12 protein-coding genes are annotated in these 10799 nt (G+C 72.1%); 6 read left to right on the top strand and 6 right to left on the bottom strand.

Features of this window, described 5'->3' with window-relative positions:
- Positions 1–209: 209 nt before the first annotated feature.
- Genes WMI84_RS13800 through WMI84_RS13790 form a run of 3 tightly spaced genes read left to right on the top strand, consistent with a single transcriptional unit; the run spans position 210 to position 3404 of the window.
- Positions 210–776, top strand: coding sequence for a helix-turn-helix domain-containing protein (locus tag WMI84_RS13800; protein ID WP_347354111.1), 567 nt, complete (start codon positions 210–212; stop codon positions 774–776).
- Complete coding sequence (locus WMI84_RS13795; protein WP_347354109.1) at positions 773–1993, top strand: MFS transporter; 1221 nt, start codon at positions 773–775, stop codon at positions 1991–1993. Before WMI84_RS13800 ends, WMI84_RS13795 begins: the two co-directional genes overlap by 4 nt.
- A 34-nt stretch (positions 1994–2027) precedes the next feature.
- Positions 2028–3404, top strand: coding sequence for an MFS transporter (locus WMI84_RS13790; protein ID WP_347354107.1), 1377 nt, complete (start codon positions 2028–2030; stop codon positions 3402–3404).
- Between the two features lie 45 nt (positions 3405–3449).
- Here WMI84_RS13790 and WMI84_RS13785 read toward each other — a convergent pair whose 3' ends face one another.
- The 4 genes from WMI84_RS13785 to lnt all read right to left on the bottom strand — a co-directional run bounded on the left by WMI84_RS13785 (position 3450) and on the right by lnt (position 6830).
- Positions 3450–3809 carry an RNA polymerase-binding protein RbpA gene (locus WMI84_RS13785; protein ID WP_347354105.1) on the bottom strand — a complete coding sequence of 120 codons (360 nt, stop codon included), beginning with the start codon at positions 3807–3809 and terminating at the stop codon, positions 3450–3452.
- A 106-nt stretch (positions 3810–3915) separates the two neighbouring features.
- Positions 3916–4485: an FxsA family protein gene (locus tag WMI84_RS13780; protein ID WP_347354103.1), complete on the bottom strand. Its 570-nt coding sequence runs from the start codon at positions 4483–4485 to the stop codon at positions 3916–3918.
- A 4-nt stretch (positions 4486–4489) separates the two neighbouring features.
- A complete protein-coding gene (locus WMI84_RS13775) occupies positions 4490–5269 on the bottom strand; it encodes a polyprenol monophosphomannose synthase (RefSeq protein WP_347354098.1) in 780 nt (259 codons plus the stop codon).
- Positions 5250–6830, bottom strand: coding sequence for an apolipoprotein N-acyltransferase (gene lnt / locus WMI84_RS13770; protein ID WP_347354096.1), 1581 nt, complete (start codon positions 6828–6830; stop codon positions 5250–5252). The genes WMI84_RS13775 and lnt overlap by 20 nt, the downstream gene beginning before the upstream one ends.
- Positions 6831–6940: 110 nt before the next feature.
- On the opposite strand from lnt, the gene WMI84_RS13765 reads away from it, so the two are divergent.
- Genes WMI84_RS13765 through WMI84_RS13755 form a run of 3 tightly spaced genes read left to right on the top strand, consistent with a single transcriptional unit; the run spans position 6941 to position 9302 of the window.
- Positions 6941–7561, top strand: coding sequence for a TetR/AcrR family transcriptional regulator (locus WMI84_RS13765; protein ID WP_347354094.1), 621 nt, complete (start codon positions 6941–6943; stop codon positions 7559–7561).
- On the top strand, positions 7558–8055 hold the full coding sequence (ybaK, locus tag WMI84_RS13760) for a Cys-tRNA(Pro) deacylase (protein WP_347354092.1): 498 nt from the start codon (positions 7558–7560) through the stop codon (positions 8053–8055). Before WMI84_RS13765 ends, ybaK begins: the two co-directional genes overlap by 4 nt.
- Positions 8055–9302, top strand: coding sequence for a multidrug effflux MFS transporter (locus WMI84_RS13755; RefSeq protein WP_347354090.1), 1248 nt, complete (start codon positions 8055–8057; stop codon positions 9300–9302). Before ybaK ends, WMI84_RS13755 begins: the two co-directional genes overlap by 1 nt.
- Before the next feature lie 157 nt (positions 9303–9459).
- Here the strand turns inward: WMI84_RS13755 and WMI84_RS13750 are convergent, their stop codons facing one another.
- Together WMI84_RS13750 and WMI84_RS13745 are read right to left on the bottom strand one after the other, a co-directional pair.
- The gene (locus WMI84_RS13750; RefSeq protein WP_347354088.1) at positions 9460–9912 is read right to left on the bottom strand and encodes an Lrp/AsnC family transcriptional regulator; all 453 of its coding nucleotides are present in this window, start codon (positions 9910–9912) and stop codon (positions 9460–9462) included.
- Positions 9913–10148: 236 nt separating this feature from the next.
- Positions 10149–10439 carry a hypothetical protein gene (locus WMI84_RS13745; protein ID WP_347354086.1) on the bottom strand — a complete coding sequence of 97 codons (291 nt, stop codon included), beginning with the start codon at positions 10437–10439 and terminating at the stop codon, positions 10149–10151.
- Positions 10440–10799 lie beyond the last annotated feature (360 nt).

The raw sequence follows: 10799 nt of genomic DNA, 5'->3' as shown, positions 1-10799 counted from the left end.
TGAGGTTGTTCTCCCGCGCCCCGTGCACCCGGATCAGGTCGTGGGTGTCGGCGAGCTGCGCCACCGGCGGTGCGGGGTCGGCACCGGCTCCCGGGTGTGTCATGGACGCGATCGTCCCATGCCGTGGTGACGGCCGTCGGCCGGTGTCCGACCCGAACCGGCATCCCGGTCTCGTTTGAAAGACCCCTTTCGACGACTACTATCGAAACATGTCTTTCAACCCGCGGCGGCTGCGTCGGGTCAACGAGCTACGGGCCCTGTCCCACCCGCTGCGGCTCGACATCCTCGAGGAGCTAACCCTGAACGGGCCGATGACCGCCTCCGACCTCGGTGCGAGGCTCGACGAGACCCCGGCCAACTGCTCGTGGCACCTGCGCAAGCTCGCCGAGCACGGCTTCGTCGAGGAGACGGGCGAGGGCGTCGGCCGGCGCCGGCCGTGGCGGGTCACCCGGGTGGGCCTCACCTGGGACGAGGACGAGGATGCGGCGGCCCCGCCCGGCTACCGGGCCGCGAGCCGGGCGTTGAGCGCCCGGCTGGTCGACCGCGCGGTCGCCCGGTGGCGGCGCAACACCGAAACGGCAGAGCGCAACTGGGTGCACGACCTCGGCGTCGCCCAGGCCACCGTCCTGGTCACCGAGGACGAGGCCAAGGCGTTCGTGACCGACCTACACGAGCTGCTCCGACGGCACTACGACCGGCTGGCCGGCGCCGAGCCGGTCCCCGACGGCGCCCGGGCCCTGCGCGTGCTCGTCCTGACCAGCGTGGACCCGCGATGAGGCAGGCGTTCGCGATCCCGGCCTTCCGGCGCCTGTTCGTCGCGCTCGCCGCGACGATGGTCGCCGACTCCGTCCTGCTGCTCTCCTTCGGCATCATGACCAAGGAGCTCACCGGCTCCAGCGGGGCGGCCGGCATGGCGATCTTCTGGGTGGTCGCCCCCTCCCTGGTCGCGCCGCTCCTCGGCTGGGTCGTCGACCAGTTCGCGCGGCGACGGTTCCTGCTCGGCGCCTACCCCCTCGCCGCGGCCAGCCTGGTCCCGCTCGCCTGGGTGCACGACGCGGGGCACGTCTGGATCGTCTACGCGGTCGCCTTCGCCTACGGCATCGCCCTCGTCATGCTCCCGGGCGCGGTCATGGGCCTGCTCAGGCTCATCGTGCCTGCCGAGCAGCTGGTCCACGCCAACGCCGCGAGCAGCACCTTCCGCGAGGGGCTGCGCCTGTTCGGCCCCCTGCTCGGCGCGTCGATGTACGCGGTGTGGGGCATGGACAGCGTGATCGCCCTCGTCGCGGTCGCCTACGCCGTCGCGATCCTGGCGGTCGCGACCCTGCGGGTGCCCGGCGACGTGGTGGCCCCACCCCAGCTGCACTGGCGCGAGGAGTTCCTCGCCGGCCTGACCCACGTCTACCGGGACCGGCTGCTCTGGTGGCCGATCCTGGCCATCGGCGGTTGCATCTTCGCCTTCGGCTTCCTGGAGTCGGTGCTCTACGCGATCACGGATGCCTTCGGCCGGCCGGCCACCTTCGTGGGCGTCATCGTCTCGGTCCAGGGCGTCGGGGCCCTGGCCGGCGGGCTGCTGTCCGGTCGGATCATCGACCGCGTCGGGCACGTGCGGGCCATCGTCGCAGCACTGGCCTGTTTCACGCTGGGCCTGGCCGTGATGGCCCTGGCCCCCAGCCTGCCGCTCGTCATCGCCGGCACCGTCCCGCTGGGGTTCGGCATACCGGTGGTCGTCGTGGCGGTCAACACCCTCGTCCAGCTCCGCACCCCGAACCGGCTCATGGCGCGGGCCTCGACGACGCTCGACGCGATGATCGGCACCCCGCAGATCGTCTCGATCGCGATCGGCGCGGCGCTGGTCGCGCTCGTCGACTACCGGATCCTGCTCGGTGCCCTGACCGTGCTGGTCGCCGCCATCTGCGCAGTGCTCGGGGCGTGGTCCCGGCGTCGCCGGGCCCACCACGACCTTGAGGTCAGGTATGCCGCCGAGGCCCGCTGAGCGGCATACCGGCTGATGTGGAACGCTTCGGACCATGGCAGACGTCGCCGTCAACCTGGCCCGTCCCGAGACGAGGGAGCAGCGCGCCTGGTACTGGTACGACTGGGCCAACTCGGCGTACGTGACGACGACCGCCACCGTGCTGATGGGACCGTACCTGACCGCGGTGGCCAAGCAGGCCGCCTGCCCCGGCATCGCGGCCGGCGTCGACTGCACGACCAACCTGTCCGTCCTCGGCGTCCCGGTCGCACCCGGGTCGGTCTACCCCTACACCGTCACGTTCGCGACCGTGGTGTCGGCGGTCGTGCTGGTCTTCATCGGCGCGATCGCCGACCGCAGCCCGCACCCGACCAGGCTCTTCTCCGGGTTCGCCTGGATCGGCGCCCTCGCCGCGTGCCTGATGTTCCTGGTCGCCGGCACCAACTGGCAGCTCGGTGTCGGGCTGCTGGTCCTCGCCACCATCTGCCTGGGCGCCTCGCTGGTGGTCTACGACTCGATCCTGATCCGGATCGCCAACGAGAACGAGCGCGACCGGGTCTCCTCCAAGGGCTGGGCGCTGGGCTACCTCGGCGGCGGGATCCTGCTCGCCCTGAACTTCGCGCTGATGGCGCTGCACGGTGCACTGGGGATCTCCGAGGGCATGGCCGTGCGGGTCAACCTGCTGAGCGCCGGCATCTGGTGGGCCGCCTTCACCCTCATCCCCTACCGGGGGTTGCGCCACCTCACCGGCACGGTGACCACCCCCGTCGAGCGGGAGCGCGGGGTCGTCGGCGGGAGCCTGGGCCAGCTCGCCGACACCTTCCGCGAGCTGCGGCGCTACCCGCAGACGATGCTGTTCCTGCTGGCCTACCTCTTCTTCAACGACGGCATCCAGACCGTCATCGGCAACTCCAGCCTCTACGGGCAGGAGGAGCTCGGCTTCTCCCAGACGACGGTGCTGGCGGTGTTCCTGCTCGTCCAGTTCGTCGCGTTCTTCGGGGCGCGGTCCTTCGGCTCGGCCGCGGCACGCGTCGGCGCGTGGCGCACCGTGCTCGGCGGCATCGTGCTGTGGAGCGTCGTGGTCGTCGCCGCCTTCTTCGTGCCGGCCGGGTCCCTGGCGATCTTCGTCGCGCTGGCCGTGCTCATCGGCATCGTGCTGGGCGGCACCCAGGCCCTGTCGCGCTCGCTCTACAGCCAGCTGATCCCGCGCGGCCGGGAGGCCGAGTTCTTCGGCCTCTACCAGGCGATGGAACGCGGCACCAGCTGGCTGGGCACGCTCGCCTTTGGCCTGGTCTACCAGTTCACCCACTCGTACCGGTGGGCCATCGTGGTGCTGATCGTGTTCTTCGTGGTGGGCGGCACCCTGCTGTCCCGGGTGCGGATGCGGGAGGGCATCGCGCAGGCCGGCAACCCGGTCCCGCTGGTCGTGTGACCCGGCGCACCGTGTGATCCGGCGCGTCGTCGGTCCGGGCCGGCGTCAGGCGGACTTCTTGCGGCTCGGCTTCTCGCCGCGGGACTCGCGCAGCAGGGTGAGCCGCTCCTCGAGCAGCTCCTCGAGCTCGGGGATGGAGCGGCGCTCGAGCAGCATGTCCCAGTGGGTGCGCACGTGCTTGGTGGGCTTCAGCTCCGGCTCCGGGCCGTCCAGCAGCTTGGCGACCAGCCCGCAGCGGCAGTCCCACGTCGGCGGGATGTCGGCCTCGACGGAGAAGGGCAGCTCGGTACGGTGACCCTGGTCACACACGTACACGGTGATCTGGCGCGGACTGGGCACGACGTTCTCGTCGGACTCCATGCTCAGGGAGCCGAGGTTGGAACCACGCAATGCTCGATCGGCCATGTCAGACAGCCCCTCCCGGCGGAAATGCTCTGCGGCGGTACATCAGTTGTATGCCCACCCTCTCGGTGTGGCTAACGGCCGGAGGGGGGCGATTGTTCCCGGCGTGCTAGGGTCGGCGACCCGCGTCGTCGCCCGGGTCCGGGTCGATGACGTCGCCCTCGATCACCTCGCCGTCGACCGCGTCGTCGCGCACGACGTGCCCCTCGATGACCTGGTTCGCCGCGCCGGAGCCGGGGCCCGACCCGGGCCCGAACCCCGCGCCGGGATGCCCGGCCACCCGGACGAGCAGGTGTCGCCCCAGCAGCAGCACGAACAGGCGGCGCGCGAGCGCCCGGGTCGGGGGCAGCACGAGCAGCAGCCCGAACACGTCGCTGACGAAGCCGGGCAGCAGCAGCAGCAGCCCGCCGAGCAGCACCAGGATGCCGTCGGCCACCTCGCGCTCGGGGGGCCGGCCGGCGCGGACCGCCTCGTCGAGCGCGTGCCACCGACGGCGCCCCTCGTGGGCCACGACCCAGCCGCCCAGCGCCGACGTGGCCACCAGCAGCAGGAAGGTGGGGCCGCCGCCGATCTGCTGCGTCACGAACCGGATCGCCAGCACCTCGAGGATCAACAGGCCGAGCAGGACCAGTCCTGCGACCCGCGTGGGTCGCAGCCGCCGCCGGGGCTGGGTGCTCATCTGCTCACGTCCGCTTCCGATCCCGGACCGAGCGAACGAGGTCGCGGGCCTGCCGGGCCCGGTGCCGGACCCCCCACGTGGTGACGTTGGTGAGCGCCTCGCGGATGACGTCGCCGCCCATCTTGGAGGCGCCGACCTCGCGCTCGACGAAGGTGATCGGCACCTCGACCACGCGCAGCCCGGCCCGCACGGCCCGGACGGTGAGGTCGACCTGGAAGCAGTAGCCCTGCGACTCGACGCTGTCCAGCCCGATCACGCGCAGGGCCGAGCTGCGGTAGGCCCGGTAGCCGGCGGTCGCGTCGTTGACGTGCATGCCGAGCAGGACCTTCGTGTAGACGTTCGCACCGACGGACAGGACCTTGCGCCGCACCGGCCAGTTGCGCACCGCTCCCCCGCGGATCCACCGCGACCCGATCACGAGGTCGGCGTCCGCGAGCGCGGCCAGCAGCGCCGGCAGCTGCTCGGGCTGGTGCGACCCGTCGGCGTCCATCTCCACGACGGCGTCGTAGCCGGCCGACAGGGCCCAGTCGAAACCGGCGAGGTAGGCACGCCCCAGCCCCGCCTTGCCGGGACGGTGCAGGACGTGCACCTGGGGGTCGGCGGCGGCCAGCTCGTCGGCGAGCCGCCCGGTGCCGTCCGGCGAGTTGTCGTCGAGGACCAGCACGTCGGCGCTCGCCACGGCCGCCCGGACCCGGGCGACCACGCCGGGTAGGCTCTCGCGCTCGTTGTACGTCGGGATGAGCACGGCGACCCGTGTCACCGGCTCACGATTCGTCGTCGCCATCCCCGTCCTTCGTGCCTGTCCTGGTCACCGACGTCGCGCTCGTCCCGTCCGTGCCGTGCGGGCGGCGTCGGCCCTGCACGAACGATCCAACCACGACCAGCAGCAGCGCACCCGCCGCGACCCACTCGGGCACCTGCCCGACCCGGGTGGCGAGCGTGGTCTGCGTGCGCAGCGGCAGGGCGCCGCGCACGACCGCCTGCGTGAACAACGACGTGACCTGGTGCGCGGTTCCGTCCGGGGTGATCAGGGCGCTCTGCCCGACCGTCGAGACGTGCACGACGGATCGGCCGAACTCCATGGCCCGGATCCGGCTGATCGCCAGCTGCTGCGGGGACTCGGCGGTGAACCCGAAGGTCGCGTTGTTCGTCTGCACCACCAGCACGTTGGCACCGGCGCGCACGGCGTCGAGCATGATGTCGTCGTAGGCGACCTCGAAGCAGATGGCCAGCCCCGCCCGGATCTCGGGCGCGTCGCTCGGGTGGATCGTGAACAGCCCGACCTTGTCACCGGCGACGAAGTCGCGCGCGACCAGGTCGACCTCCTTGCTGAGGATCCGGAAGAAGGCCCGGTCGGGGATGTACTCCGCGAAGGGCACCGGGTGGCGCTTGACGTAGCGGTCCGTGTTGCCCTTGCCCGGCTCGAACAGCAGTGAGACGTTCGACACATGGCCGGGGGGTTCCTCGAGCAGGCCCCCGAGGATCAGCGGAGCCTGGGCGGCCTGCACGGTCGCGAGGATCTCGGCCTTGGCGTCCGCGTTGCGCAGCGGGTCGATGTCCGAGGCGTTCTCGGGCCAGACGATCAGGTCGGGGTGCGGCGCCCGCCCGGCCGCGACGTCCTGCAGCGCCTGGTAGGTGGCGCGCACGTGGTTGTCCAGCACCATCCGCCGCTCGGCGTTGAAGTCGAGGCCCGGACGTGGCACGTTGCCCTGCACGCCGAGGAACTGGGCGGTCGGCCCGTCCGTCGGCAGCGGGACGAGCAGGCCGGCGGCACCCAGCCCGACGGCGAGGAGGGGCGCGAGCACGACCCGGGTGAGCGGCATACCACCGCGGCGGGAGGTGACGGCGTGCACCGCGAGCGCGAGCAACCCGGCGGACAGGGCGATCACGAACGCCACGAACGGTGGCCCACCCAGCGCGACGAGCCGCCCGAACGGTGCATCGGCCTGCCCGAAGGCCAGCTTGAGCCACGGGAAGCCGCCGTACGGGGCGCGGGCGCGCAGCCCCTCCGCGACGACCCAGACGAGCGCGAAGACGACCGGGCGGACCCGGCCGGCGCGGGTCAGCCACGCGTAGCCGAGGCCGGCCAGCGCGAAGAAGAGCGCCTGCAGCGTCGCCAGCGCCAGCCAGGGCAGGTCACCCACGTAGATCCCCGACCACTGCAGGGTCGGCACGAAGAACGCGAGCCCGGCCAGCAGCCCGAGGCCGAACCCGGCGCGGGCCCGCGCCCCGGTCAGCGCCAGGGCCAGCAGCGCCAGCGCCACCGGGGCGGCGACCCAGACGTCGAACGTCGGGAAGGCGAGGCACAGCAGTCCCCCCGAGAGGAGGGCGAGCAGCGGACGCACCAGCAAACCGTATGCCGCCCACCTCCGAACGAGCGCATCGGCGCCACCGCCCGTTCTTGCCGGTCGGACGTCGCCCGCGGGGCGACCGGACGGGGCCCTAGACTCCCCGTGTGGCCGACACAGCACACCGCACCCGCGTCCCGCGCGCCGAGCGCGAGGCGCAGATGCTGGAGGTGGCCGAGCAGGTGTTCGTCGAGCGTGGCATCCAGGCCGCCACCATGGACGACATCGCCGAGCGCGTCGGCGTGACCAAGCCGCTCATCTACGACTACTTCGGCTCCAAGGAGGGCCTGCTGGCCGCGACGATCGAGAAGGGCCGGCGCCAGCTGCTCGGCCTGATCATCGAGGCCTGGCTGGAGCACCCCCAGCTGCCGGTGCGCGAGCGGATCCGCGCGGTGATCCACGCTTGGTTCGACTTCATCGACGAGCACGAGCAGGCCTTCGCGCTGCTGCGCACCGAGGGCGCCCTCGTCGGCCCCGCCGCCGACTCGGTCGAGCGGATCCGCCAGCAGACCGCCAAGGCCTTCGCGGAGGGGCTGCGCGGGCTGCCCGCCTTCGCCGGGCTGCCCCCGGCCCGGATGACGGGCATGGCCGAGATCCTCGTCGGCGGCTGCGAGCGGCTGGCCGTCTCCCGCGTGGTGACCCCCGGGCTGAGCGCCGACGACGCCACCGACCTGGTGATGACCACGATCTGGGACGGCATCGGGTCGGTCGGCACGGGTCGGCGGTGAGCCGCGGCAGGGGTGGTGCCGGGCCGACGACCCAGGCGACCCTAGCGCTCGACCGGGCCGGGGTGCCCTACACCCGGCACACCTACCAGCATGACCCGGCGGCGGACGGCTTCGGTCTCGAGGCGGCCCGGCTGCTCGGCCTGCCACCCGAGCGCGTCTTCAAGACCCTGCTCGTCGACACGGGCGGCGGGCTGGCGGTCGGGATCGTGCCGGTCGACGGCCGGCTCGACCTGAAGGCGATCGCCGGCGCGCTGGGTGCCAAGAGCGCCACGATGGCAGCGCCGGCCGCGGCGGAGCGCAGCACCGGCTACGTCGTCGGGGGCATCTCGCCGGTCGGGCAGAAGCGGGCGCTGCCCACCGTGCTGGACCGCTCGGCCGAGCAGTTCCCGACGATCTTCGTATCCGGTGGCCGGCGCGGCTTCGACGTCGAGCTCGCCCCGCTCGACCTGGTCCGGGTCACCGGCGCCGTGACGGCACCGATCGGGCGGCCGTGATGAGAGGCCCGGCGAGGCGTTCGCGCACCCTGCTGATCGTGGTGCTGGCGGCGCTGACGATGGTCGGGCCGTTCACCATCGACACGATCTTCCCCGCCTTCGAGTCGATGGCCGCCGACCTGCACGTCGACAAGCTCGCGATGCAGCAGACGGTGAGCGTCTACATGGTCGCATTCGCCGTGATGAGCCTGTTCCACGGCTCCGTGTCAGATGCGGTGGGCCGCAAGCCGGTCATCCTGGCCGGGTGCGCGCTCTACGCCGCCACGAGCGTGCTGTGCGCCGTCTCGACCAGCATGGGGATGCTGCTGGCCGCCCGAGGCCTGCAGGGTCTGGTGGCCGGGGCCGGGATGATCGTGGCCCGCACCGCCATCCGGGACCTCTACGACGGCTCCGAGGCCCAGCGGTTCATGAGCAACGTGTCGATGGTCTTCGCGGTCGCCCCGGCCATCGCCCCGATCGTCGGTGGCTGGATCCTGGGGGTGGGCAGCTGGCAGACGATCTTCTGGGTGCTGGCCGGCTACGGCGTCCTGCTAGTCGCTCTGGCCGGCCTGTTCCTGCCCGAGACCCACCCGCCGCAGCGGCGGCTGCCCTTCCGGCCGGGACCGCTGCTGCGCGGGCTCGGGCGCACTGCCCGGCATGCCGGGGTGCAGCGCCTGTCCGGCGCGATCTCTTTCAACTTCGCCGCGCTGTTCCTCTATATCTCCTCGGCGCCGGCCATCGTCAACGACCACCTCGGCCTCGGGGCGCAGGACTTCGGGGTGCTGTTCATCCCGCTCGTCGCGTTCATGATGGTCGGCTCGTTCCTGGCCGGGCGCCTGGCCGGCCGGGCGCATCCGGCCCTGGTGGTGGTGGTCGGCTTCGGGGTCGCCGTGGCGGGTGCGGTGTTCGGCATCGTCTACCACGTGGCGGGTGGGGTGGCCGGGCTGCCCTGGACGATCGCGCCGGCCGCGGCGGCCGCGTTCGGGGTGTCGCTGGCCCTGCCGATCCTCACCATCGAGCTGCTCGACCTGCGGCCCGAGGCTCGTGGGTCGGTCTCGTCGTACCAGGCCTTCCTGACCACGATCATCAACGCCGTGGTGGCCGGTGTCGTCTCGCCACTGGTCAGCGGGTCGCTGCTGGTCCTCGGCGTCGTCGCCGGGCTGTTCACCCTGGCGGCGGTGCTGCTGTGGGGCTGGGAGCTGCGGGCGTCGGCCGCGGTCCGGCACCGGCAGCGGGCCGCCCGCGGCGCGGGGCAGGTCGCCTCCTGACGGAAGCCCTCGGGTGGTCCGGGGGGGTGGCTGCGCCACGAGAACCCACGCCGAGCGCAGTTGTCGTGGGCTTCGGGGCGGCTGCCCACGAGAACCCACGCCGAGCGCAGTTGTCGTGGCCGACGCAGTTCTCGTGGCCGAGGGGCGGCTGCGCCCCTCAGTCCTCGCCGGTGGGCCGGCTGGTGCGGCCCTCCCACGGTGTCGAGAGCACGACCGTCGTGCGGGTGGACACACTGGCGGCCGACCTGATCCGGGCGAGCAGGTCCTCGAGGTCGCCCGGCCCGCCCACCCGCACCTTCAGGACGTAGCTCGCCTCCCCCGCCACCGAGTAGCAGTCCTCGATCTCCCGGATGTCCTCGAGACGCTCGGGCACGTCGTCCGGTGCGCTCGCGTCGAACGGCGCCACCGAGACGAGCGCAGTCAGCGGGAGACCGACCTGCTCCATGGCGATGACGGCCCGGTAGCCGGTGATCACCCCGCGCTGCTCCAGCCGGCGCACTCGCTGGTGGACCGCCGACGTCGACAGGCCGGTCGCCCTGCCGAGGTCGGTGTAGCTGGTCCGCCCGTCCGCCAGCAACAGGCTCACGAGCCGCCGGTCCAGTTCTTCCATTGGTGCAGGCTAGTCCGTCACGGGCGACCAGGCAGGCACATCTTCGACGGTCATGTTGCCCAGCTCGATCATCGTGCGCGGCCCGCTCCCACGAGCCTCGTCCCCGAGGGGTCGGCCCTTGAGCAGCAACGGAACGGACAGTGACGTTAACAGCCAGCTGGCCCGCTTATCGTCGCTGGCCTTCGCATGCAGGGTGGGAGCCCGTGGGGTTGCTGCGGTGTCCTCCAGGGCGCTGGTCAGCCGTTGAGGTTCACGGTGCGGCGGAAGGTGGCGGCGGCCTCCAGGTCCGGGACCTGGCGCCAGTGGGCGGTCTCGTCCTTGTCCATGTCGACCCCGTTCTGGGCGGCGAACTCGCGGGCGAACCTGCCGGTGTTGGCCTGGCGCTCCCGAACGCGCGTCCCGAGCCGCAAAGTGGCGTTCGTTTGGTCGGGATCGTGCTCGTATGGCGGGGCCTCGGCAGCAGTCCGGGAGTCGACGTCGAGCTTGGTGAAGCTGTTGGAGGTGTGCCGGGTCGGGTCGGACGGCAAACGCACCTACCTGGTCGCGCCGAATCGCCGCCGGGTCCGGCGTCACCCGGCCTGCCGTCGAGCGACACCTCGCGACGGCACGTGATACCGCTGCTGGGCGCGTGCCGGCTTTGGAGTCGCTGCCGCTTGCACCGAGCCGACGTCGAGGCGGCTGACCGGCTACGCCGGCGGGCCTGGGCAACGTCGGCAGTCCTCGGCCCGGATCGGCTGGTCGGCTGGTCGTCTCTGTTGCGATCTTGTTGGGTTGGGCCGCGCCCGTAGCAAATGGACCTTTAAAGGGGTTATTTGACTTTCGCGGTTACGCGGCTTCGGCGGCTGCACAGGCGAGCTGGTAGTCGCGGATTATGTTGGGGTCGAGTG

Origin of the sequence: Intrasporangium sp. (genome assembly GCF_039812505.1) — a bacterium.
GTDB lineage: Bacteria > Actinomycetota > Actinomycetes > Actinomycetales > Dermatophilaceae > Intrasporangium_A.
The sequence above is the reverse complement of the archived record's forward strand: the minus strand, read 5'-3'. Positions and strand labels throughout refer to the sequence as shown.

Excerpts from the sequence above, each read along its gene's own strand:
- WMI84_RS13750 (WP_347354088.1), bottom strand. The coding sequence starts at position 9,912 with ATGGAAGAACTGGACCGGCGGCTCGTGAGCCTGTTGCTGGCGGACGGG.
- WMI84_RS13780 (WP_347354103.1), bottom strand. The coding sequence starts at position 4,485 with ATGAGCACCCAGCCCCGGCGGCGGCTGCGACCCACGCGGGTCGCAGGA.
- WMI84_RS13785 (WP_347354105.1), bottom strand. The coding sequence starts at position 3,809 with ATGGCCGATCGAGCATTGCGTGGTTCCAACCTCGGCTCCCTGAGCATG.
- WMI84_RS13790 (WP_347354107.1), top strand. The coding sequence starts at position 2,028 with ATGGCAGACGTCGCCGTCAACCTGGCCCGTCCCGAGACGAGGGAGCAG.
- WMI84_RS13795 (WP_347354109.1), top strand. The coding sequence starts at position 773 with ATGAGGCAGGCGTTCGCGATCCCGGCCTTCCGGCGCCTGTTCGTCGCG.
- WMI84_RS13800 (WP_347354111.1), top strand. The coding sequence starts at position 210 with ATGTCTTTCAACCCGCGGCGGCTGCGTCGGGTCAACGAGCTACGGGCC.
- WMI84_RS13775 (WP_347354098.1), bottom strand. The coding sequence starts at position 5,269 with ATGGCGACGACGAATCGTGAGCCGGTGACACGGGTCGCCGTGCTCATC.
- WMI84_RS13755 (WP_347354090.1), top strand. The coding sequence starts at position 8,055 with ATGAGAGGCCCGGCGAGGCGTTCGCGCACCCTGCTGATCGTGGTGCTG.